The sequence below is a fragment of the Galactobacter valiniphilus genome, from assembly GCF_003575975.1.
Taxonomy (GTDB): domain Bacteria; phylum Actinomycetota; class Actinomycetes; order Actinomycetales; family Micrococcaceae; genus Galactobacter; species Galactobacter valiniphilus.
Map to the genome: position 1 here is coordinate 20,361 of NZ_QQXK01000017.1, position 23,942 is coordinate 44,302.

At 69.9% G+C, this 23,942-nt stretch carries 20 protein-coding genes; all 20 read right to left on the bottom strand.

Annotated features, from left to right (window positions below):
* Nucleotides 1-60: 60 nt before the first annotated feature.
* A complete protein-coding gene (locus DWB68_RS09430; protein WP_119424891.1) occupies nt 61-1,770 on the bottom strand; it encodes a ribonuclease J in 1,710 nt (569 codons plus the stop codon).
* Between the two features lie 19 nt (nt 1,771-1,789).
* The gene (gene dapA / locus DWB68_RS09435; RefSeq protein ID WP_119424892.1) at nt 1,790-2,692 is read right to left on the bottom strand and encodes a 4-hydroxy-tetrahydrodipicolinate synthase; all 903 of its coding nucleotides are present in this window, start codon (nt 2,690-2,692) and stop codon (nt 1,790-1,792) included.
* 10 nt (nt 2,693-2,702) lie between these two features.
* Complete coding sequence (locus DWB68_RS09440) at nt 2,703-3,161, bottom strand: hypothetical protein (protein ID WP_119424939.1); 459 nt, start codon at nt 3,159-3,161, stop codon at nt 2,703-2,705.
* 5 nt (nt 3,162-3,166) lie between these two features.
* Nucleotides 3,167-3,925 carry a 4-hydroxy-tetrahydrodipicolinate reductase gene (gene dapB / locus DWB68_RS09445; protein WP_119424893.1) on the bottom strand — a complete coding sequence of 253 codons (759 nt, stop codon included), beginning with the start codon at nt 3,923-3,925 and terminating at the stop codon, nt 3,167-3,169.
* A gap of 205 nt (nt 3,926-4,130) precedes the next feature.
* Nucleotides 4,131-5,849: an HNH endonuclease signature motif containing protein gene (locus tag DWB68_RS09450; RefSeq protein WP_147391633.1), complete on the bottom strand. Its 1,719-nt coding sequence runs from the start codon at nt 5,847-5,849 to the stop codon at nt 4,131-4,133.
* A 257-nt stretch (nt 5,850-6,106) separates the two neighbouring features.
* Nucleotides 6,107-6,598, bottom strand: coding sequence for an S-ribosylhomocysteine lyase (locus tag DWB68_RS09455; protein ID WP_199700425.1), 492 nt, complete (start codon nt 6,596-6,598; stop codon nt 6,107-6,109).
* 175 nt (nt 6,599-6,773) lie between these two features.
* A complete protein-coding gene (locus DWB68_RS09460) occupies nt 6,774-7,415 on the bottom strand; it encodes a nucleotidyltransferase family protein (RefSeq protein ID WP_119424895.1) in 642 nt (213 codons plus the stop codon).
* Entirely contained in the window at nt 7,408-8,541 is a 1,134-nt protein-coding gene (locus tag DWB68_RS09465; RefSeq protein WP_119424896.1) for a hypothetical protein, read from the bottom strand. The genes DWB68_RS09460 and DWB68_RS09465 overlap by 8 nt, the downstream gene beginning before the upstream one ends.
* 148 nt (nt 8,542-8,689) lie before the next feature.
* Complete coding sequence (locus tag DWB68_RS09470) at nt 8,690-10,168, bottom strand: amino acid permease (RefSeq protein WP_267896959.1); 1,479 nt, start codon at nt 10,166-10,168, stop codon at nt 8,690-8,692.
* A gap of 153 nt (nt 10,169-10,321) precedes the next feature.
* Complete coding sequence (locus DWB68_RS09475) at nt 10,322-11,740, bottom strand: hypothetical protein (RefSeq protein ID WP_119424898.1); 1,419 nt, start codon at nt 11,738-11,740, stop codon at nt 10,322-10,324.
* A gap of 148 nt (nt 11,741-11,888) precedes the next feature.
* The gene (locus DWB68_RS09480) at nt 11,889-13,271 is read right to left on the bottom strand and encodes a M16 family metallopeptidase (RefSeq protein WP_119424899.1); all 1,383 of its coding nucleotides are present in this window, start codon (nt 13,269-13,271) and stop codon (nt 11,889-11,891) included.
* A gap of 1 nt (nt 13,272) precedes the next feature.
* Nucleotides 13,273-15,510: a polyribonucleotide nucleotidyltransferase gene (locus DWB68_RS09485; RefSeq protein ID WP_119424900.1), complete on the bottom strand. Its 2,238-nt coding sequence runs from the start codon at nt 15,508-15,510 to the stop codon at nt 13,273-13,275.
* A gap of 306 nt (nt 15,511-15,816) precedes the next feature.
* Nucleotides 15,817-16,086, bottom strand: a complete 270-nt coding sequence (rpsO, locus tag DWB68_RS09490; RefSeq protein ID WP_119424901.1) for a 30S ribosomal protein S15 — start codon at nt 16,084-16,086, stop codon at nt 15,817-15,819.
* Between the two features lie 463 nt (nt 16,087-16,549).
* On the bottom strand, nt 16,550-17,344 hold the full coding sequence (locus tag DWB68_RS09495; RefSeq protein ID WP_233548713.1) for a class I SAM-dependent methyltransferase: 795 nt from the start codon (nt 17,342-17,344) through the stop codon (nt 16,550-16,552).
* Nucleotides 17,341-18,417, bottom strand: coding sequence for a bifunctional riboflavin kinase/FAD synthetase (locus DWB68_RS09500; protein ID WP_407645692.1), 1,077 nt, complete (start codon nt 18,415-18,417; stop codon nt 17,341-17,343). The genes DWB68_RS09495 and DWB68_RS09500 overlap by 4 nt, the downstream gene beginning before the upstream one ends.
* An 84-nt stretch (nt 18,418-18,501) precedes the next feature.
* Complete coding sequence (locus DWB68_RS09505; protein ID WP_233548714.1) at nt 18,502-19,029, bottom strand: hypothetical protein; 528 nt, start codon at nt 19,027-19,029, stop codon at nt 18,502-18,504.
* Between the two features lie 122 nt (nt 19,030-19,151).
* A complete protein-coding gene (locus tag DWB68_RS09510; RefSeq protein WP_119424903.1) occupies nt 19,152-19,526 on the bottom strand; it encodes a hypothetical protein in 375 nt (124 codons plus the stop codon).
* Between the two features lie 62 nt (nt 19,527-19,588).
* Entirely contained in the window at nt 19,589-20,488 is a 900-nt protein-coding gene (gene truB / locus DWB68_RS09515; protein ID WP_119424904.1) for a tRNA pseudouridine(55) synthase TruB, read from the bottom strand.
* The gene (rbfA, locus tag DWB68_RS09520) at nt 20,472-20,921 is read right to left on the bottom strand and encodes a 30S ribosome-binding factor RbfA (protein WP_119424905.1); all 450 of its coding nucleotides are present in this window, start codon (nt 20,919-20,921) and stop codon (nt 20,472-20,474) included. Before rbfA ends, truB begins: the two co-directional genes overlap by 17 nt.
* 124 nt (nt 20,922-21,045) lie before the next feature.
* The gene (gene infB / locus DWB68_RS09525; protein ID WP_119424906.1) at nt 21,046-23,820 is read right to left on the bottom strand and encodes a translation initiation factor IF-2; all 2,775 of its coding nucleotides are present in this window, start codon (nt 23,818-23,820) and stop codon (nt 21,046-21,048) included.
* Between the last annotated feature and the right edge of the window lie 122 nt (nt 23,821-23,942).

Here is a 23,942-nt window from a genome sequence, read left to right on the forward strand (position 1 = left end):
CAACCTCTCGGATTTGGGGCCCCTTCGGGCGTCTGCGTGCTCGGGGCTCGCTCGCGAGGATCAGACCTCGACGACGACCGGCACGATCATGGGACGGCGGCGCAGCTTGCGGCCGGCCCAGGAGCCGACGACGCGGCGGATGACCTGCTGCAGCTGGTGGGTGGTGTGACCCTTGTTGTCGCGCACGGCCTCCTCGAGGGCCTGGGCGATCTTGGGCTTGACCTCCTCGAAGGCACGATCCGTCTCGGCGACGCCGCGGGCCAGGATGTCCGGGCCCGTGACGATCTTGCCGGTCTGACGGTTCACGGCGCAGACCACGGAGATGAAGCCCTCTTCGGCCAGCACGCGGCGGTCCTTGAGGTCTTCGTCGGTGACGAGGCCCACCTTGGAGCCGTCGACGTAGACGTAGCCGATGTCGATCTGGCCGACAATCTTGGCGACGCCGCCCTTCAGATCGACGACGGTGCCGTCGTCGCACATCATCAGGTTCTTCACCGGGACGCCGGTCTGGTGCGCCAGCTTGGCCGCGGCCAGCTGGTGGCGGGTCTCGCCGTGCACCGGCATGACGTTCTTGGGCTTGATGATGTTGTAGCAGTACAGCAGCTCGCCGGCGGACGCGTGGCCGGAGACATGCACGCGGGCGGTGCCCTTGTGAATCACGTCGACGCCCAGGTACATCAGCGAGTTGATGATGCGGAACACCGAGTTCTCGTTGCCCGGGATCAGCGAGCTGGCCAGGATGACGGTGTCGCCCTGGTTCAGCTTGATGCGGTGATCGCCGTTGGCCATGCGGGACAGGGCGGCCATGGGCTCGCCCTGGGAGCCGGTGCACATGAGGACCACGCGGTCATCGGCCAGCTTCTCGACGTCCTTGAGGTCCACGAGGATGCCCTCGGGAACGTGCAGGTAGCCCAGCTTCTCGGCGATGGACATGTTGCGGACCATGGAGCGACCCACGAGGGCCACCTTGCGGCGGTGCTTCGCTGCGGCGTCGATCACCTGCTGCACGCGGTGCACGTGCGAGGAGAAGGAGGCCACGATGATGCGCTGCTTGGCGGCGGCGAACTTCTGCTCCAGGACGGGGCCGATCTCGCGCTCCGTGGCGGTGAAGCCGGGAACGTCGGCGTTCGTGGAGTCGGGCAGGAACAGGTCCACGCCCTCCTCACCGAAGCGCGCGAAGGCGCGCAGATCGGTGATGCGACCGTCCAGCGGCAGCTGGTCCATCTTGAAGTCGCCCGTGTGCAGGACGTTGCCTGCCACGGTGCGGATCATGACGGCCAGGGCGTCCGGGATCGAGTGGTTCACGGCCGTGAACTCGCACGAGAACGGGCCGAGCTGCTCGGTCTGACCCTCCTTGACCGTGAGGGTCAGGGGGCGGATGCGGTGCTCCTGGAGCTTGGCCTCGATGAGGGCAAGCGTCAGCTGGGAACCGATCAGGGGGATGTCCTGCTTCAGGCGAAGCAGGTACGGAACGGCGCCGATGTGGTCCTCGTGGCCGTGCGTGAGCACGACGCCGATGACGTCATCGAGACGGTCCTTGATGTGCCCCATGTCGGGCAGGATCAGGTCGACGCCCGGCTGCTCTTCCTCGGGGAAGAGCACACCGCAATCGACGATCAGCAGCTTGCCGTCCAGTTCGTAGACGGTCATGTTGCGGCCGACCTCGCCGAGGCCACCCAGGGCCACGATGCGCAGCGTGCCCGGGCGGAGCTTCGGCGGGTTCGCGACGCTTCGATTCGAATCGAAGGTCACGGTATCGGAGGAAGTCATGCTGTGGGATTCACCTCTTCTAGATCTCCCATCCGGCCTCCGCGAGGTCGGCCTTGACGGGGTTGAGTTCCTCGGCGGTCGGCTGCACGAGCGGCAGGCGCACCACGGAGTTCGGCAGAACTGACTGCCAATGAAGTACTTGCTTGGCGGCGATGGCACCCTGAATGTGGGTCATCAGCGCGCGCTGGACGGGGTCCAGCTCAAAGTGGAGGCGGCGAGCGGTCTCGAAGTCGCCCGCGAGGGCGGCGTCGACCAGCGCGCGGTACTGCGGGGCGGCCACGTGGGCGGTCACGGAGACGACACCCTTGCCGCCGATCGCCATGAGCGGCAGCGTCATGCCGTCGTCGCCCGAGTAGACGTCGAGGTCGGTGCGGGCGATGACCTTGGTGGTCTCCAGCAGGTTGCCCTTGGCGTCCTTGAGCGCGATGATCCGCTCGTGCTGAGACAGCGCGACGATCGTGTCCGTCTCCATGGGGATGCCGGTGCGGCCCGGGATGTCGTAGAGCATCACGGGAACGTCGGTGGCGTCGGCGATGGCCTCGATGTGGGCACGCACGCCAGCCTGGGAGGGCTTGTTGTAGTACGGGGTGACGAGCAGGATGCCGTCGACGCCCACCTCCTGCGCGCGGCGCGAGAGGTTGATCGAGTGGGCCGTGTCGTTGGTTCCGGTGCCGGCGATGATGGCGGCGCGGTCCCCCACGGCCTCCATGACGGCCTTGAACATGGCGACGTTCTCGTCGTCCGTCAGGGTGGGGGTCTCGCCGGTGGTGCCGGTGACCACGAGGCCGTCGTTGCCGCCGTCGACCAGGTGAGCGGCCAACTTCTGCGCGGCGTCCAGATCCACCGCCCCTTCGTCGGTGAACGGGGTGACCATAGCGGTCAACAGCGTGCCGAAACGGGGCTTGGTGGAGTGAGCGACCATGACTTACAGGTTACCTGGTTCCCGAGGCGCTTTCCTCTTTGCGCAGCTTCATGGCGTGCTTCATGCTCTCGCGGGCCCGCTTGCGGTCCCCGGAGGCGTCGTAGGCCAGGGCCAGCCGATGCCAGGACTGCCAGCGATCCGGCTGCGCCTCGGCCTCTTCCTTGTACTGCACGAAGTCTGCGTCTGCGGCCTCGCGGACGATGCGGCCGGAGGGAAGACGCGGCAGATCATCGACGGGAAGCAGGTTCTGCTCCTCGAGTTCCTTGGCCATGGCCTCGGTCGTCGCGCCGAAGCTGATTTCCCGCAGGAGGATCCACACACCGATGAGGGGCAGGCCCAGGACGACGACGCCCATCACCACGGCGAGCGGCGTGCCGGACACGATGAGGCGCCACGCGGACTGGAAGCTCGCGAAGAGGTAGATCGCGTAGATCGCCAGAACGATGATGGTCCAGTACTTCGGCTTCATGAACTTCACTGCCCGAGCTCCAGGTATCCGTCGAGGCCGTGCGTCAGGCCGGGGTGGTTGGCGGCCTCGCGCAGGCCGAGCAGGACGCCCGGCATGAAGGAGACGCGATCGTACGAGTCGTGGCGGATGGTGAGCTGCTCGCCTTCGCCGCCCAGCAGCACCTCCTGGTGGGCCACGAGGCCGCGCAGGCGGACGGCGTGCACGTGCACGCCGTCGACCACGGCACCGCGGGCGCCATCGGGGTCCGACGTCGTGGCGTCCGGGGAGGCGGGAACGCCGGCCTCGCGGCGGGCGGCGCCGATCAGCTCGGCGGTGCGCACGGCGGTGCCGGAGGGGGCATCCACCTTGTTCGGGTGGTGCAGCTCGACGATTTCGACGGACTCGAAGTACTTGGCGGCGCGGGCCGCGAAGGCGGTGGCGAGCACGGAGCCGAGCGCGAAGTTCGGGGCGATGAGCACGCCCACCTCGGGGTGCTGGGCCAGCTCGGCGCGCAAGCGCTCCAGCTTCGCCTCGTCCCAGCCGGTGGTGCCGACGACGGCATGCAGGCCGTTGCGCACCGCGAAGAGGACGTTCTCCTCGGACTGGTCGGGGACCGTGAGGTCGACGACGTGGGTGGCACCCGCATCGAGGATCGCCTGGAGATCGTCGCCTCGGCCCAGCTGGGCGACGAGGTTGAGGTCGGGGGCATCTGACACGGCCTTGACGGCGGCGGCGCCCATGCGCCCGCGGGCGCCCAGGATCGCGACGTTGATGGGGGTGCTCATGGTGCTCAAGTCTAGTGGCGCTGGGCGGTCGGGCCCGCCAGCGGGTCGTGGGGAGACGTGGTGACCCCGACTTGCCCCCCCGCCGAGGCAGCGGCAGCCGCGGCGCCCCAGGCGGACACGGCGCCCGCGACGGCAGCGGCAGTCGCGGAAGCCACCAATCGAGTGCGCTCCCCGCGGAAGTCCCAGCTCGGGACGGGGCCACGCTTCATCGAATCCACCCCGGGATGGGGCTCACGACGCGCCACGGCGCGTGACCGTCCGATCCGGGCGGACTGGCCTCGATACTCAACCGCCCCTCATGCACCTCGTGGTGATGGAACGAGCACAACAGGATGCCCTGATCCACATCGCTGGGACCGCCGCGCGACCACGGGGTCACATGGTGCGCCTCGCACCACCCACCCGGAAGCCCACACCCGGGTGCCCGACAGGTTCGATCCCTTGCCAGCAACACTCTTCTTTGATGGGGGCTGAACAGCCGGTGTTCCCTGCCAAGCTTCAACGGGTTGCCTCGTTCGTCCTCGATCAGGAGCTGCAGGCTGTCGTTGCAGAGCATGCGCGACACGGTCGAGACAGGCAGAGGCACGTCCCCACGGGAGGGAAGAAGGAAGCGGCGCTCGAGTTCGGCCTGCAGGGTCGCGGCTCCGGCGGCTCCGGCGGCTCCGGCGGCTCCGGCGGCTCCGGCGGCTCCGGCGGCTCCGGCGGCTCCGGCGGCTCCGGCCAGCATGCGCGACGGCACCAACCCCGCCTCCGCTTCGCCGCGCAAATGAGCCTGCAGGGCCTCAAGCGTTGCGGTGATGAGGAGTGTGGGAGCGGCCCCTCCGGGCCTGGGTGCCTCCGGGCCGCGCGCATGGGCTTCAAACAGGGAGATCAGGACGTCGTACGCGATCTGATCGCGGGTCCTGCGCTCCCCCACGCCCACGTCGCCGCCCGCACCGAGAGCACCACCCGGCCCGACCCCGCCATCCGGCGCGGCCGCACCGCCCGTCGCACTGTCATCACCGGCCCTGGTACTGGAGCCGCTCCGAGCGGACTGCGAGCGTGGAGCCTGATAGGCGTCGAACACGGTCTGCAGTGCGGCACCATCCTTGGCAGTGGCGTAGCCCGAGAACTTCCAACCGCCGCCCGGCAGCTGATACATCGAGAAGCACCGGCGTCGATGCTGCTCCGCGGCGCTGGGCTCCAGCCCGTCGGGGTCGATCGCCCCGGCCCAGGCTTCCCCCTGTGCCTTCAAGAGATGCGGCGCCTGGCGCAGGCTCCAATGGCCAGCCACTCCGGGGTCGCTACTCCCGTCAGCCGCTGGCCCCATCCCGCCCGCTGGGACCCCGTCGTCCACGCCGTCGACACCGTTCACGCCGCCTGGCCCCGCGCCGGCGCCGAAGGCCTGCTCCGGGGTCATCCCCTGCGCGGCCGCCACGAGCGCCAGTTCGGCCGCCTCGTGCAGGCCGGCCGCGAACTCGGGTCCGCTCGGCGAGGGCAGCGTCCGATCGATCATCGACGCCTGATCCAGTGTGATCCCGCCGGCGTCCAGGGCCCCGGCGAGCGCGGGCCGCAGGGGAGGCAGCTGTCCGGCGGTGAAGGAGTAGCGCGGCGCGGCGTGCTCGCAGAGCCGAAGCCAGGAGGAGGCCGCACCCGTGGCCACGCCGAAGATGGTCGCGAGCAGGAGCGTGGGATTGCGGAAGCCCGCCCGCCTGGCGATGGACTCGGGCGCTGGCACACCCCTCCCCCGTGCCTCCACCTCCCGAACCACCGCCCAACGCAAGGCGTCCACCCGACGCGACAGCGCGGCGACGTCGAGCGCTTGTTGCACCAGCTCCCCATCCGAGCAACCGGCCGCGCCAGCGGCCGCCTCATCCACGGCCGCGCCGAGCGCCTCGAGCGCGAGTGTCATGGCGCGCGCTTCCTCCACGATGGCCACGCTCATCCCGCTCACCGCCCCAGGTCTGACACCCGAAACCCCCGTTCCGGGTCATGGTTCATTCTAGCGAGAATCGAACATAGATTCGATGGTTTGATGCAGGATACTTCAATTTGTGGATAAATGCGGGCTGTGAGGGAAACGGCACGCCCAACCGAGCAGGCGCCGAAAAACGGTGAGGCCCCGGGGATCACCCCGGGGCCTCGAACCGATCGCACCCACCGCGCCGAACGCGTCGCGCGCGGTCTACACGATCAAGATCCTCAGATCACCTTGCGCTCGAACGCATCAACGGAGATCCCCTCGCCCAGGATCTGCGCGCTCCACTCCTTGGCCGAGTGCAGCGAGTGGTCCTTGTAGTTGCCGCAGGAGAACGCCGTCGTCCCCGGCACGTCCTCCCACGTCACGTCCTCGGCGATCTCGGCGAGCGAGGCCTTCACGGCCGCTGCAACGTCCTCCACGGACGGCTCGCCCCACGTGATGAGGTGGAATCCGGTGCGGCAGCCGAACGGCGAGCAATCGATCACGCCGTCCAGTCGCGTGCGCAGCAGCCCGGCGAGCAGGTGCTCGATCGTGTGCAGCCCGCCCGTCTCGATCGAGTCGTGGTTCGGCTGCACGAGGCGCACGTCGAAGTTCGAAATCACGCCACCCTGCGGCCCGTGCTCCACGGCGATGAGGCGCACGTACGGCGCCTTCACCGCGGTGTGATCCAGCGTGAAGCTCTCGACCTCTGCCATATCGACCTTCTCGGCCATGATGTCTCGCCTCTTCTCAAAGAATGTGAACATGCCCGACGGCGCGGGGGCGCCAGGGCGTCTTCCTCCAGGCTAGTGCCGGGAGCCACCGGGCGGGAACCGCCCGTCGCACGACGACGCATGGGCGCCTCTGACCCGACGCCGCCGGTCGGGCGCCTGGTCACCAGGGTTCAAGTCACCAGGGTTCAACACGCAGCCGCGGCCACCGCTCGGCGTAGGCCGCAGCCTTCGCCTCGTACACCTCGCGCGGGGCGAGACGATGATTGGGCCGCAACACCATGTCCACGGTGTCCCCCCATCCGAACGGCGCACAGATCTCCAGCGCCCGCGCGGGGGCCGTCGGCGGCACACCCGAGCCGGCGCCTGCCGCCACAGCATCCGCCGACGCCCCGGCCTCCGCGAACCTGACCCCCACCGAGCAGGCGAAGGCCGCGAAGCTCGCGATGGCATCCGCGCTATCGACGTACGGCGGGATGGTCTTGCCGAAGCGCTCCGGATACCAGAGGTGCACCCGGGCCTGATTGCGCAACTCCAGCCGGATCGAGGGATCCCGCACCGCGGCGGTGAGCCGGTCGATCGCCGCATCCTCGGCGTCCCAGCTCAGGTTCGCCGCGTCGAAGTAGAAGACGTCGTAGTCCCGGATCCCCGCGCCGGCGGGGAAGCCGCTCAGCCGATTCCACACGTTTTGGAACACGGCACCGGCGCAGAGCCAAGCATCAGGTAGTCCCACCTCGCCCAGGGCCTCGAGCACCCGGACGCAGGCCGGATCGGCCAGCACCGATCCGATCACGAGCTCGCGGGCCTCGGCTTCAGTCATCGCGCTCGCCCCGCGGCTCGGAGCCGGTGGCTGACCGACCTCGGCGCATGGCCCACCGCCACTGTGGCCGACGAGTTGAGACCCATCCCTTGAAGTCGGAGAGCTCACCGTACGCGCCCCGAAGGTCCTCGCCCACCCGCTCCAACCGGGACGGGTCCGCCACGAGTCCCCACACCTGAGCGAAGTAGTCGGACAGCATCGCCTCGGCGTCGCACGCCAGTGCCGATGGCGGGATCAGCGACTCGAGATCCTCCGAGACGTCCGCGTAACTCTCGGCATCCACCAGAGCGGACGCGCGCAACAGGAGCGGGTCATGCTCCCCCAGGATTCGATCGAGGCGCTCCGCAACGCCATCGCCCCAATGGGTGTACGGCCCGCGAGCCCTCCGCCAGGCGGGCTGGTCCCACGTTCGCAGCCACGAGACGTCGCGCGGCGCGGCCGCCGGCACCCCTGCCACCGCCCCTTCCCGAGGTCCCACGCGCACGCCTTCCTCCCACTCGGGCCGTCCGTCGGCCGCCTCAAGCAAGGCTGCTGCGAGCATGTCCAGGCCAATGCTGAATGGCCGCGGCAAGAGGTTCGGACCGAGCTCGGGCGGATCCCACGACGTCCTCGTCTTCGTCCGCCCCCGGCGCCCGGGCACCTCGGCGTCCCGGTAACTCACCATCCGCAGCTCGTGCCACGTCACTACGCCGTCCTCGGCGCTCTGCCTGACGGCCGTGTAGAGGCACCAGGGATCACCGCAGGGGCACGTAAACACCGGGACCCACCCACCGGGAAACCAGCGTGCTTCTTCCGGCAGCTCGCCAATCAGTGTCCGATAGGCGCGTTCCTGCCAGTCCGTGTCCCACCAGTGCGCGCCTTCCGTGAGGGGGCGGCCTGCCGGTGCAGGCGCTGGGCGCTCCCGCCCAACCCAGCTCACCAGCCCGTCGTCGTCCGACTCCGCGAGGGTGCTCAGGCGCACGCCGTCGAGGCTCAAGCACCGTTCAAGGAACGGTTTCCGGCGTCGCAACACTCCCTTGCCCCTGGGCCCTTCGGCCTCCACCGTCAGCTCGGATCCGGCCACGCACGCCGACACGCTGAGGCCGCTGGATCGACGGGCTGCGGCGGGTTCATGGTCGGAGGTCATGCCGCAGTCTCCCACGCCGCACCGTCATCCTCGTCCTGGCGACCGCTTGACCGCCGCTCGGCTAGCCCGCCCAGCGAACGCGGCCGGGGCCGGCCGCGGGATGCCCGCGGCCGGCCCCGGCCCCTCAAGTCACCACCACCCAGCTCGCTCAGGCGCTGGGAGGGAACCCCTCTTCGTCGAGCGCCATGTCCTCGTACTCACCGTCCGGCCCCACGGGCGCGTTCACGCGCCTCCTGGCTTCGGCGTCCGCCTCGGCGTGGCCGGGGTGGTGAGCCGGCGTGCCCACTCCCCCGTAGTCCTCGGCATGCTGACCAAAGCGCCGCTGGATGTAGACGCCGGCGGCCACGACACACACGGCCAGCACCGCGGTCGCCGCGAGTTCCACCTTGAGCGTGGAGAAGAAGCCCATGTAGATCAGGACCACGGGGATGAAGATGATGACGGCCCACGTCAGGTACGGGTAACCCCACATCAGGACGGGCGGCTTCACGCCGCTCGCGTTGATCTGGCGGCGCGTCATGAGCTGCGACACCGCGACCACGAAGTAGACGAGTAGCGCCACAGCGCCGGAGGTCGCCAGCAGCATCGAGAACGCCTTCTCCGGCATGACGTAGTTCGCGATGACGGTCAGGAAGCCAACGATGGTCGAGGCCAGCACCGCCGGGATCGGCGTGCCGGTCCGCGCCACCTTGGCGAGCAGCTTGGGGCCGTCCCCGCGCACCGAAAGCGAGAACGCCATGCGGGAGGCCGTGTACAGCGCTGAGTTGAGGTAGGAGGACACGGACACGAGCACCACGACGCTCACGAGCAGCTGCGCCCCGGGAATCCCCAGGACGTTGAGCGCCGCCAGGAAGGAGCCGTCCTTCACCAACGCGGGCGAGGTCCACGGCACGAGGCACACCACAAAGAAGATGGAGCCCACGTAGAAGATCGAGATGCGCCAGATCACCGACTTGGTGGCCTTGCGGATCTGCTCGGCGGGGTGGGCGGACTCGGCGGCCGCGATCGTCACGATCTCGGTGCCCATGAACATGAACATCGTCGTCAGGATCGCCGCGATCACGGACCCCACGCCGTTGGGCATGAAGCCTCCGTGGTTGACGAGGTTGCCTGCCCCCGCGTGATCGGGCCCGAAGAAGCCGACAAACGCGAGCACCCCCACGCCGATGAACGCGATGATCGCGACCACCTTGAGCAGCGCGAACCAGAACTCGAACTCCCCGTAGTTCTTGACGCTGAAGAGGTTCGTGATCGTCAGCGCGAGGGTGACGAGCAGCGCGAACACCCACAACGGAACGCCCGGCATCCAGGCGTTGAGGATGATCGCTACCGCCGTGGCCTCCACGGGGATCACGAGCACCCAGAACCACCAATACAGCCAGCCGATGCTCAAGCCGGCCCACCTCCCGATGGCGCGCGAGGCGTAGACGGAGAAGGAGCCGGAGTCCGGGTTGGCCGAGGCCATCTCCCCCAGCATGCGCATCACCAGCACCACGAGGGTGCCGGCGGCGAGGAAGGAGAGGAGCACGGCCGGGCCGGCTTGCGAGATGGCGGTGCCGGAGCCAACAAAGATGCCGGCGCCGATCACGCCGGCGATGCTGAGCATGGTGACGTGGCGCGGCTTCAGTCCTCCGCTGAGCTGGGCGCCGTGGCCCCCGTGCCCGGGAACGTACTCCCCAAAACGAACAGTGTCCGTTTATAACGCAACTCTGACGCCCCTCACACAAAGGGTTTGCTTCGACCCCCGGGAGAGGTCAAGAATGCGCGCCCCGAGTGGGACTCACCGCGGCAACCGCAAGCCGTCGATCCGCCGCCGCAGCTTCCGATCGGACATGCGCCCGAGCGGCCACGGCCTCCGCAGCACGGCCGGCAGCGTCCGGCGTCCGAGCACCACGGCCTGGATGTTCAGGGCCGCCGTGGACCCGCCGCGCAGGTAGTCGTTGTGGTTGAGCAGGCGCCCCTGCCGCCGCGCGTGATCCAGGAATCCTGTCTCGAGCAGCTCGGCGCCCATCTCCCGCACCGGATCCCCGCCCATGGCCCCACCGTAGAGCGTCCCACCGAGCCACGGCTTCCAGTCCACGGGCGCCACCAAGGCGTACCGCTCGGCCCCCGCGTTCACGGTGTCGGCCGGCACCTGGACCTTGAAGCCCGTCCCCGGCGCCCCGGCGTACACCATGCGATCCAGCGTGAGCCCCTCGGCCCGGGCTTCGGCCGAGCCGATCGCGCTGGCCCCGTAACTGTGCCCGATGTACGTCTGCACCGGCTCCACCGCGGGCAGCCCAGCGGCAACCGCCAACGCGACCCCGCGCTCGCACTCAACGTCCAGCGCGGCGTCGAACGCCGCGAGCTTCTGGCGCGCCGCCTGGTTGAAGCGCCGGTCGGCGTTGTCCGTGATGAAGCGCGGGAACTCGCAGCCCTGCCAGTACACGCCCACGGCGCTGACCGGCTCCTGCGACCGCCCGTCCACGTCGGACAGCCGCCCCATGTTCATGGGCAGGTGGTTCCCGTAGGTCAGCGTCCCCGGCACCACCACGGCAACGGACCGCGTCGCCGGCCCCACCGCTCCGGACAGCGCCACGAAGCGCCCATCCCTCGCCGTGGAGCAGTACAACAGCCGGATCGGCGCGTCGGCCCGCCGCACCGCCTCGCGGAAGCCGGCGATCTGTCGGGTCACCTGCACGGCCCGCCCCCCGGCCTTCCGCGCCCAGCGCCAGCCGTCCCACGCCCCGCGCGCCACGGCGCGCACGCCGAGCCCCACGGGGAGCACAGGCAACGGCCCGGCGACGACCTCCGCCGCCGCCAGCTCGGCCTCGAGCACGTACAACAGCCCCGCGGCCACGAGCACATTGGCCCGCACGCGCGAGTCAAAGTCGGCCCCGTTCAGGGAGCCAACCACACCCGGGTAGCGCACGGCCCACGCCGCCCGCTCCCCCGCGGGGACGGCGTCCCACAGCGCTGCCACCGGCCCGACGTCGGCCCGGTTGCGTCCCGGTTGCAGGCCCGCCAGGGCGGTGGCAAAGGCGGCGGCCGCCGGGTCAGAGGACCCGGCCATGATCCGGCGCGCCGCCCGCGGATCGTAAAGCGCCCCGCCCGCCACGGAGGCGCCGAGCAGCGCGGCGCACTCGGCGCCGTGGTGCCTGGCCCACTCACGCAAGCCGGCGTCGTCGTACTCCTCGAGCTGCAAGAGATCTGCCTCCATGGAACCCATCCTGGCACGGCCCAGCGACAGCCGCCGGAACCCCGGAACGCCAGCGCCCCCGGCACCCCGGGAACACGCAGGAGGGGCGGATCGACGATCCGTCCCTCCCCACGCACTACCCACGGGCCACAACCGCCCGCCCCACGCCCTACAGCGTGTCGAACGGTCCCACGATCACCGCGGTGCGCGGGCGCGAGGCCAGCTCGCGGGCCACCGCGTGCACCTCCTCGCGCGTCACGGCGCGGATGCGGCGCAGCGTCTCGTCAAGGTCGTGATACTCGCCCGTGATGAGCTCGGCGCCGCCCAGGCGCGACATGCGCGCCCCGGCGTCCTCCCCGGAGAGCACGCGCCCGCCGGACAGGGCCCCGAGCGCCACGCGGTGCTCGTGCTCCGTGATGCCGTCGCGCGCCAGCTCGTCGAGCTGCTCGCCCAAGAGGTCCAGCACCTCGCGCGCCTTGGCCGGAGAGCACCCGGCGTAGAGCCCGAAGTAGCCGGCGTCCGTGTACGAGCCCGAGAAGGAGTACGTGGAGTACGCCAGGCCGCGCTGCTCGCGCACGCGCTGGAAGAGGCGCGAGGACATGCCGCCGCCGAGCACCGTGTTGAGCACGGAGAGCGCGTAGCGGCGCTCGTCCGTGGCCACGAGGCCGGGGCAGCCCAGCAGGATGTTTGCCTGCTCGACGTCGCGACGCACCACGTGCTCGCCCGTCACCGAGGTGACGGTCGCGGGCGCCGGGGCGCGCCGCGCCTTCGGCGCGGCGCCCACCTCAAGCGACCACCCGCCGTCGTGCAGGGACTGCATGACCGCCTCGCAGACCTCCGTGTGGTCCACGGCGCCCGCCGCCGTCACCACGAGGGTGTCCGGCGTGTAGTGCTTGCGGTAGTGCTCGCGCACGGCCTCGGCCTCGGTGGCGTTGATGTCCTCCGGGGTGCCGCCGATGGGGCGGCCCAGCTCGTGCTCGCCCATGACCAGCTGCACGAAGCGCTCGTGCGCCACGTCCGTGGGGTCATCGGCGTCCATCGCGAGCTCCTCGAGGATCACGCCGCGCTCCTGCTCCAGATCGGAGTCGGAGAGACGCGCCGAGGTGACCATGTCGCCGATCGTGGCGATCGCCATGGGCAGATCCGTGCCGAGGACCCGCGCGTAGTAGCAGGTGGATTCCTTGGCCGTGGCGGCGTTTGACTCGCCGCCGACCTCGTCGAAGGCCAGGGCGATCTCCAGCGCGGAGCGCGTGGCCGTGCCCTTGAAGAGCAGGTGCTCCAGGAAGTGCGTGGAGCCGTGCATGCCGGGCTCCTCGTCGCGCGAGCCGACGCCCACCCAGAAGCCCACCGACGCCGAGAGGGCGCCCGGCATGGACTCCGTGAGCACGCGCACGCCTCCCGGAAGGACGGAGCGCATGACGCGCGCGCCGTCCTCGTGCACCAGCACCTCCTGGGTCACGCCAGAGTGCGCAAGAGCGCGCCCCCCTTCGGGGGCGCGCTCTGCGTTCTGGGGTGTCCCGGTGCCGGTCAGAGGCAGAGGGATCACCGCCATATCAGTCCTCGGAACCCTCGGACTCGGCGGCCTCGTCCTCGGCCACGACCGGGGCGAGCGACAGCTTCCCGCGATCATCAACCTTGGTGATCTCCACCTGGACCTTCTGGCCCACGCCGAGGACATCCTCGACGTCGTCGACGCGCTTGCCACCGTTGAGCTTGCGCAGCTCGGAGATGTGCAGCAGGCCGTCCTTGCCCGGGGTCAGCGAAACGAACGCACCGAAGGTGGTCAGCTTCACGACGGTGCCCAGGTAGCGCTCGCCCACCTCGGGAACCTGCGGGTTCGCGATGGCGTTGACGGCGGAGCGGGCGGCCTCGGCGGCCTCGCCGGAGGTGGCGCCGATCAGCACGGTGCCATCGTCCTCGATGGAGATGTCCGCGCCGGTGTCCTCCTGGATCTGGTTGATCATCTTGCCCTTGGGGCCGATGACCTCGCCGATCTTGTCTACGGGGATCTTCACGGAGATGATGCGCGGGGCGAAGGGGGACATCTCGTCCGGGCCGTCGATCGCCGAGGTGATGACGTCCAGGATGTGCAGGCGGGCCTCGCGGGCCTGCTTCAGCGCGGCGGCCAGCACGGAGGCCGGGATGCCGTCGAGCTTGGTGTCCAGCTGGATGGCGGTCACAAACTCGGAGGTACCGGCGACCTTGAAGTCCATGTCGCCCATGGCGTCCTCGGCACCCAGGATGTCGGTCAGCGCCGCGTAGCGGGTCTGGCCGTCAACCTCGTCGGTGACCAGGCCCATGGCGATGCCGGCCACGGGGGCCTTCAGCGGCACGCCGGCGTTGTACATCGACAGGGTCGAGGCACACACGGAGCCCATGGAGGTGGAGCCGTTGGAGCCGAGGGCCTCGGAGACCTGACGGATCGCGTAGGGGAACTCCTCGCGGGAGGGCAGCACCGGGATGAGGGCCCGCTCGGCGAGGGCGCCGTGGCCGATCTCGCGGCGCTTGGGCGAACCCACGCGGCCGGTCTCGCCCGTGGAGAACGGCGGGAAGTTGTAGTGGTGGATGTAGCGCTTCGACTTCTCCGGGGAGAGGGAGTCGATCTGCTGCTCCATCTTCAGCATGTTCAGCGTGGTGACACCCATGATCTGGGTCTCGCCGCGCTCGAAGATCGCGGAGCCGTGCACGCGCGGCAGGACCTCGACCTCGGCCATGAGGCGACGGATGTCCGTCAGGCCGCGGCCGTCGATGCGGATCTGGTCGGTCAGGATGCGCTGGCGCACGATGTGCTTGGTCAGCGAGCCGAAGGCCTTGGAGATCTCGCCCTCGCGGCCCTCGAACTCGGCCCCGGCGACGGCGAGCTTGCCGAGCACCTCGGCCTTGAGCTCGTCGGCGGCGTTGTCGCGCTCCTGCTTGTCGGCGATCTGGTAGATGCCGGCCAGCTTGTCGGTGGCCTCGGCGGCGACGGCCGCGTAGGCGTCGTCCTGGTAGTCCTTGAAGATCGGGAACTCGCGCAGCGGCTTGGCGGCGCGGGAAGCCAGATCGGCCTGGGCCTCAACGAGCACCTTGATGAAGGGCTTGGCGGCCTCGAGGCCCTCGGCGACGACCTCTTCGGTCGGGGCCACGGCACCCTGGTTCTTGATCAGGTCCCAGGCGTGGTCGGTCGCGCCGGCCTCCACCATCATGATCGCGACGTCGTCGCCGGCGATGCGGCCGGCCACCACCATGTTGAAGACGGCCTGCTCCAGCTGGGTCTTCGTCGGGAAGGCCACCCACTGGGCGCCCTGTCCGTCGTCGACCAGGGCAACGCGGACGCCGCCGATGGGGCCGGAGAACGGCAGGCCGGAGAGCTGCGTGGACATCGAGGAGGCGTTGATCGCCACGACGTCGTAGTAGTCGTCCGGGTTGATCGAGGTGATCATCACGACGACCTGGACCTCGTTGCGCAGGCCCTTCACGAAGGCGGGGCGCAGCGGGCGGTCCATGAGGCGGCAGGCCAGGATGGCCTCGGTGGAGGGGCGGCCCTCGCGGCGGAAGAAGGAGCCCGGGATCTTGCCCGCGGCGTACATGCGCTCCTCAACGTCCACCGTCAGCGGGAAGAAGTCGAAGCCCTCGCGGGGGTGCTTGCCGGCCGTGGTGGCGGACAGCATGGACGTGTCATCGTCCAGGAAAACCATGGCGGAGCCGGCGGCCTGCTTGGCCAGGCGGCCCGTCTCGAAGCGGATCACACGCTGGCCGAAACGGCCGTTGTCGATCACTGCCTCGGCAAACTGAAGTTCGGTACCCGACACGGGTGCCTCCATTTCTGTTCGTGGCACGGAGGTCCTGGGCACGGTCCGCTCGCTGGTGCTCGATCGAGGCCCGCGGTGCTCGCCCTCTCCCCCGCGTCGCGTTGCCGCGAGGCGTGGGGTGGGCGGAACCGAAGGCCACTACCGAGGACCACAAGCGTGTGGTGTGCCCGGCCTCCGTGGCCGATTCTGGGTGTGGGACCGGGTGGTCCCTCTCGAGGCTTTCGCCTCAGTGGAATCGTCTCATGACGACTCCGGATACGACGCGAGGCGACACCCCACAAGAGGAGTGCCGCCCCACGGACGCAATCAGCGGCGCAGGCCCAGACGCTCGATCAGCGAGCGGTAACGCTCGATGTCGGTGTCCTTGAGGTAGCCAAGCATGCGACGACGACGACCAACCAGGGCCATCAGGCCGCGGCGGGTGTGGTGGTCGTGCTTGTGCATCTTCAGGTGCTCCGTGAGGTCGGAAATACGGCGCGAAAGCACAGCGATCTGCACCTCCGGCGAACCGGTGTCACCCTCGTGGGTGGCGTATTCCTTCATGATTTCCTGCTTGATCGCCTGATCAAGAGCCATGATGTAACTCCTCATGAGTTGTACCGCGTGTTTGACCCTCGCCTCGCCCTCGCGGGGAGACAAGAGGGGTGGCACAACCGCGGACTGCAGTGCGCACCGTCATGAAGTCTATCAGCGCCCGACGGCGCGTGGTTTCGCGCGTGGCGAAGGGCACCTTGGGTGCCGGGGGCACCCGCCGGGCGCGCCGCCGTCGGGCGTTGGACCCGCCTCGGCGCGAGCGGGCGACGCTGCGTTTCAACTGGCCGCGGCGATGCATGCGGTTTCTGCGTATGGCGCGAGTCTTTCTCGCCGGGTGGACACAAAGTGCATGCATTGACGTGGTGGGGCCGTCGACCGTCCTGAGGTCAGCTCTCTCGCGGCTCGCGGCCCCTCGCGTACAGGGCCAAAGCCCCGCCACCTCGCGACTTTTTCGCAGAATCGCGACTCTTTGTCGCGGAGAGGCGAAAAAGTCGCGGGATGGCGCTCAGCGCAGCGTGAACCGCACCGCGAGGCACGTGTACGGCAGCTCGATCGACTCCCCCGCCGCGTGCCCCAGGTGCTCGTAGAGGTACCAGGCCAGGTTCGCGTCCACCTTGGTGCGCACGGCCTCCGAGGAGCGCAGCCAGTAGGAGCGCGAGTGGCACAGCTCGAAGAGCGACTCCGGCGTGACTGCGTCCACCCAGCCCTCCTCGCGCACCTCGCGCGCGCCGAACTCCGCCCCCACGCGCGCGGCGGCGTCCACGTTGCGGTGCACATCGCCGGCATGCATGATCCGGCTGAGCCGGTGCACCCACGGCACGGTGACGTCGAGCTGATTCCAGACCAGCCCCAGCGTGCCGCCGGGTGTCAGGATGCGCGCGGCCTCCGCTGAGGCCGCGATCGGGTCCATCCAGTGCCACGCCTGCGCCACGGTCACGGCGTCGACGGACGCCGGGTCCAGGCCCGTCGCCTCGCCCGTCCCGCCATGCACGACGACGCCCGGCTGGGTTCGCGCGAGCACCTCGCGCATCGAGTCGGCCGGTTCCACGGCGTGCACCGTGCGGCCGGGCGCCGCGAGGTCCCGCGTGAACAGGCCGGTGCCGGCGCCGAGGTCCGCGACGGACGAGGCGGAAGCGGGAACCAGGAACGGCGCGACCCACGCCGGGTACCCGGGGCGCACCTCGTGGTACCCCTCCCCCGCCGCCTCGAAGGCACCGCCCAGCTCGAGGCGAGCCGAGGCTGAAAGCTTGGGCGCGCCGTCGGGCAGGTTGGGAATGGAGGCGCCGGAAGGCCGCGTCACTCCGACGCGGCAGTGGACACGCCGGCCCCAGCCCCGCCGAAGTGCTCCGCCTTCTCGGCGGCGATGACGGGAGCATCGATGGCGTCGCGCACCTGGCAGGCCAGGCGCGCCTCGGCGGACGCGGCGTCGGCGCCGAGCACCTCGCGCGTCTGCGCCACGTCGAGGTTCATCTGCTCGATGAGCGGCTCCACGCCGCGGTACGCCACCGTGCCGCGCAGGCGCTTAATGAACTCGACCGTGACGAGCTGCTCGTAGAGGTTGAAGTCCTCCACGGCCTCCTCGGGACGGTCGATCACGTGGGACTCCACGGTGCGCACCACGCCGTCGAAGGTGGGGTTGGTGCCGATGGAGATCGCGGCGGGCCAGCGCGTGCCGGCCTCGTCCACGAGCCAGCCGGCGTACACGCCGTCCGCGGGCATGAGGCCCGTGGCATCGCGGGAGAGGTTGGCGGTGGGGAAGCCCATCTCGCGGCCGCGGGCAAAGCCGTGCACCACGGTGCCGCGCATGACGTGGGGCCGGCCGAGGATCTCGGCGGCGGCCTCGACGTCCCCCTTCTGCAGCGCCTCGCGGACCCACGTGGAGGACCAGCGGCGCTCGGGCCCCACATCGTCCACGGCCACGACCTCGAAACCGTACTTCTCACCCAGGGAACGCATGGTGTCCAGCGTGCCCTCGTTGCCGCGGCCGAAGCGAACATCGTGACCCACCACGACGACCTTGGCGCGCAGCCCGTTGACGAGATAGTCGCGGACAAACTCCTCGGCGGACTGATCCGCAAACGCGAGCGTGTAGTTGATGGTCAGCAGGGCGTCCACGCCGGCCTCGGCGATGAGGGCCTCCTTGCGGCGCTCGCTCATGATCGGCACGGGCGCAAACGCCGGGCGGTGCACCTTGGCCGGGTGAGGATCGAAGGTAACGACCACGGAGGCGCACTCGTGCTCGCGGGCGGCCTCGACGACCGTGGTCAGCAGCGATTGGTGCCCGCGGTGCACGCCGTCGAAGTTGCCGATGGTGACGGTGGATCCCGTCAGGGACGCCGGGACGTCATCCAGGCCATTCCAGTGCAGCACCAGTTCTCCTTCGATGGAGTGCTTGTTCAACGGGCCGGGTCGCCGATGGATCGGCGGCACGCGGCCGGATCCATTATCCACCCGGGCTCAGGCCTTCGCGGACCGCGGACGGTGCGTGAGCAGCCACCACAGTCCCACGAACGGCAGGACGAGCGGCACGTAGCCGTAGCCCTGGCCGAAGTGGCTCCACACGGAGGCCTTGGGGAAGAGCTGCGGCTCGGCGTAGGAGAGGATCGAGACGGCGATGACGCCCACGATCTCCACGAGCACGGCGACGAGCGCCACGTACCAAGCGCGACGCTTGGGCAGCGCGAGCGAGATGGTGGCGACGATGTAGACCACGGCGGCGATCATCGAGAACACGATCGCCACGGGCGCGAGCGGGAAGATCCGCTCGCCGTGCTCGCTGCCGACGAGCTGCCACAGGGAGCGCGCGAAGGCGGAGAGGGCAAAGACGCCGTACACGGCGATGATGATGCGGCCGAGGCCGCGATTCTTCGCCTCGGGGGCGTGGGCATCGATGCCCGACGCCGCCTGCTCGCCCTGGGTGCCGGAGGCCGCCTGGGCGGCCTGGACCTTGGCGGCAATCTTGCCGCCGCGCTGCTTCTCTTGCATGTTTCTCTTCCTTCACCCGCGGGACGCCGACGCCGCGCGCCGCGTTCCCGGCCGGTCGGCGACCCCGTGTCGCCGACCGGGCACCGCCCTCTGGGGCGGGGCCTGTTGTTCGATCTAGTGGCTTAGATCCAGCCCGTTCCGACCCAGACCTGCTGCATGCGATACAGCATGACGAAGATCGTGAACCCGGCAGCCGCCATGACGATGTTGGACCAGCGCGACTTCTCGCCGATCCCCCACCAGCCGGCCAGGACGCCCACGAAGAGCGCCGTGACGAGGTAGCCCCAGAACTCCCACGGGGCCCCCTGGATGGGGGCCCCGCCCGCCTGCCGCACGCCGGCCTGGATCGCGTAGACCACGAGGAACAGTTCCACGGCGGCCAGCGAGAGAATCGAGGCGTCCGTGGGGTAGCGCTTCCAGATGGCGGATCCCACGCCGATGAGCACGCTGAGCGCGCACACGATGGCGCCGGCGATCATGAAGCCGTCAAAAATCATGGGGGGGTACTCCTGGTGGTGCAAGGAACCGGCCCGCCCAACGGGGGCGGGCCGGCACGGGCCTAGCGGGTCTCGAAGACGAGTTCCGGCTTGGCCTTGTCCTTGACGTTGTTCATGAGGGCGATAAGCCTGCCGTCCGGCGCAAAACCGGCCGTCAGCTCGGCCGTGGCGTTGGCCTCGATGCGGCGGCCGAAGCCGAGCTCGTTGACCTCCTCGGCCGTCAGCTCGCGCGCGGGGAACAGCCCGCGCGCGGCCTCCGGCAGCGGCAGCATCTCGAAGCGCTCGGCGAGTTCTTCGAGGGTTGCCGCCTTGTCCAGGCCGAAGCCGCCCACGCTCGTGCGGCGCAGGGCCGTCAGGTGGCCGCCCACCGAGAGCGCCTCGCCGAGATCGCGGGCGAGGGCGCGGATGTATGTGCCGGAGGTGCACTCCACCACCACATCCACGTCCATGGTCCGGCCGCCCTCGGGGCGGCGGACGTCCAGGATCTCGAAGCGCTTGATGGTGACGGGCCGGGCCGGAAGCTCGACCTCCTCGCCATCGCGCACGCGCTGGTAGGAGCGTTTGCCGTCCACCTTGATGGCGGAGACGGCGCTCGGCACCTGCTGGATGTCGCCCGTCAGCGCCTCCACGGCGGCGTCGAGCGCCTGCCGCGTGACGGCGGCGACGTAGCGGCGCTGCAGGATCTCGCCCTCGGCGTCCTCCGTGCTGGTGGTCTCCCCCAGCCGGATGGTCGCCTCGTAGACCTTGTCCTGGCCCACGAGGTAGGTCAGGAGGCGCGTGGCCTTGTTGACGCCCACGAGCAGGACGCCCGTGGCCATCGGGTCGAGCGTGCCGGCGTGACCGACCTTGCGGGTGCCTGCCAGCCGGCGCATGCGCGAGACCACATCGTGGCTCGTGATGCCCTGCGGCTTGTCGACCACCACGAGGCCGGACGGCGCGTTCGGATCAACGGCCTTCGGCATCGTCCTGATCGTCCTCGTCGTCGTGCTTGTACGGGTCGGCCTCGCCGGCGTACTCCTTGCCCTCGGCGAGGGCCGCCACGGCGGCGTCCTTCTCCTTGGCCACGCGCAGCAGGTCCTCCACGAGGTTGGCGTTCACGGGGACCTCGTCCGCCACGAAGGCCAGCGTGGGGGTCAGGCGCGCGGTGATGTTGCGGCCCACCTCCTTGCGCAGGCGGCCGGTGTTCTTGGCCAGGAGCTCGGCGACCTCGGCCTTGTCGGCGTCGGTTCCGAACACGGTGTAGTACACCGTGGCGTTCTGCAGGTCACGGGTCACGCGGGCATCGGTCACCGTCAGGTTCTCGATGCCCTCTTCGCGGATCACCTTGCGGATGGACTCCGCGACGATCACGCGGATGCGCTGCGCCATGCGGGCGGCGCGGGCTGCGTCAGCCATGCTTCCTCCTTGAGGCTAAGGGGCCACGGGGGTGGCCCCTGAAGAAAAGTATGAGGGGAGACGCCACGGGGGCGGGTGACGTGCACCCACCCCCGTGTCGAAGCGCTCCCGAGAGAGATGTGGATCAGGCGCGCGGCTTCTCGCGCAGCTCCCACGTCTCGATGGTGTCGCCTTCCTTGATGTCGTTGAACGACCCCAGGCCGATACCGCACTCGTAACCCTCGCGCACCTCGGTCACATCGTCCTTCTCGCGACGGAGGGAGTCGATGGAGAGGTTGTCCGCCACCACGTTGCCGTCGCGCACGAGGCGCGCCTTGGCGTTGCGGCGGATGAGGCCCGAGCGAACGATCGAACCGGCGATGTTGCCGAACTTGGAGGAACGGAACACCATGCGGATCTCCGCGGAGCCGAGGGCAACTTCCTCGTACTCCGGCTTGAGCATGCCCTTGAGGGCCGCCTCGATGTCGTCGATCGCCTGGTAGATGACCGAGTAGAAGCGCATGTCGACGCCCTCGCGGTCGGCCAGCTCGGCAACGCGCTCCGCGGGGCGGACGTTGAAGCCGATGATGATGGCGTTGTCGACCGTGGCGAGGTTGACGTCGTTCTGGGTGATCGCGCCCACGCCGCGGTGGATGACGCGCAGCTGCACGTCCTCGCCCACGTCGATCTTGAGCAGCGAGTCCTCCAGGGCCTCCACCGCACCGGAGACGTCGCCCTTGAGGATGAGGTTGAGGGTGTCGATCTTGCCCTCGGCCACAGCCTTGTCGAAGTCTTCCAGCGAGATGCGCTTGCGGCGCTTGGCGAGCATCGCGTTGCGGTCGGCAGCCTCGCGCTTCTCGGCGATCTGGCGGGCGGTGCGCTCGTCCGGCGTGACGATGAAGGTATCGCCGGCGCGCGGGACGGTGCTCAGGCCGAGGACCTGCACCGGGCGGGCCGGGAGGGCCACGTCCAGCACGTTGCCGTTCTCGTCGAACATGGCGCGGACGCGGCCGTGGGCCGTGCCGGCCACGATCGTGTCGCCGACCATGAGCGTGCCGGACTCGACCAGGACGGTCGCGACGGCGCCGCGGCCCTTATCCAGGTTGGCTTCGATCGCGATACCGCGAGCGTCCTTGTCCGGGTTGGCGCGCAGATCCAGGGCGGCGTCGGCCGTCAGCAGGATCGCGGAGAGCAGGTCGTCGATGCCCATGTTCTCGCGTGCCGAGATCGGCACGAACATGGTGTCGCCGCCGTACTGCTCGGGAACCAGGCCGTACTCGGTGAGCTGACCCATGACCTTGTCGGGGTTGGCCTCCGGCTTATCCATCTTGTTGACGGCCACCACGATAGGCACGCCAGCGGCCTGCGCGTGGTTGAGCGCCTCAACGGTCTGGGGCATGACGCCATCATCGGCGGCCACCACGAGCACGGCGATATCCGTGGCCTTGGCGCCGCGGGCACGCATGGCGGTGAACGCCTCGTGACCCGGGGTATCGATGAAGGTGATCTTGCGCTCTTCGCCCTCGAGCTCGGTGGTGATCTGGTAGGCACCGATGTGCTGGGTGATGCCGCCGGCCTCGCCGTCGATGACGTTCGACTTGCGGATGGCATCCAGCGTGCGGGTCTTACCGTGATCGACGTGGCCCATGATGGTGACCACCGGCGGGCGGGGCTCCAGCATGTCGTCGGTCTCGGCCTCGAGCTCGCCCTCGAGATCGATGTCGAAGGACTCGAAGAGCTCGCGCTCCTCGTCCTCGGGCGAGACGATCTGGACCACGTAGCCCAGCTCCTCGGCCAGCACCTCGAAGGTCGCCTCGTCCAGGGACTGCGTGGCCGTGGCCATCTCGCCCAGGTGGAAGAGCACGGTCACGAGCGCTGCCGGGTTGGCGTTGATCTTCTCCGCGAAGTCGGAGATCGTGGCGCCGCGGCGCAGGCGCACCACGGTGGAACCGTTGCCGCGGGGGACGATCACGCCGCCAACGACGGGTGCTCCCTGCTGCTCCAGCTCCTGACGCTTCGCGCGCTTCGACTTGCGCGCCTTGCCACGACGGGGGCCACCCTTACCGAAGGCACCCTGGGCCGAACCGCGGCCACCGCCGCGGCCGCCGCGGAAGCCACCGCCGGCGCCACCGGCACCGCCGGCGCCGCCACCCTGGCCCGGGCGACCCGGGCCACGGCCTCCGCCGGCGCCGGGCTTGCCGACGTTCAGCTCCAGCTTCTTGGGCATCATGTTCGGGTTGGGGCGCGGACCACCGGCGCCGGCACCGGCCGGACGCGGGGGACGCGGGCCGCCCGCACCTGCGGCACCCGGACGGGGGCCACCGGCGCCGGGGGCACCCTGACGCGGGGCACCGGGGCGGGGGCCGCCGGCACCGGCACCGGACGGGCGCATGCCCTGCTGCGACGAGAACGGGTTGTTGCCCGGACGCGGGGCACCCGGACGGGGGCCACCCGGACGCGGGGCGGAGCCGCCCTGGCCACCGGCGGGGCGCATGCCCTGCTGGGACGAGAACGGGTTGTTGCCCGGACGCGGCGTGCCCGGCTTGGGGGCAGCGGAGCCCGGCTTGGCCGCGGACGAGGCCGGCTTGGGCGCGGCGGCGGGCTTGGGGGCCACGGCCGGCTTGGCGGCGGGAGCCGCGGGAGCGGCCGGGGCCTCGGGCGCCTTCGTTGCCTCGGCGGCGGGGGCCGACGGCGCGGGGGCGGCGGGCTTCTTGGCGGCCGGCTTGGGGGCGGCCGCCGGAGCCGGGGCGGCGGGAGCTGCGGCGTTCGGGAACGCACCGCGCAGCTTCTTCACCACCGGAGGCTCAATCGTCGAGGAAGCGGAGCGAACGAACTCGCCCATCTCCTCGAGCTTGGTGATCGCTTCCTTGGAAGTGATCCCGAGCTCCTTAGCGAGCTCGTGTACGCGGACCTTAGCCACAGTTCTCCTGTCTGGTCCGCGCCTTTGAAAGCAGGCTCAAACGGACCTTGATGTTTGGGGCGTGCGGCGCACAAACGGCGCGGCGCACGGGTCGGTGGCGACGCAGAGGTGGTTCATCTCTG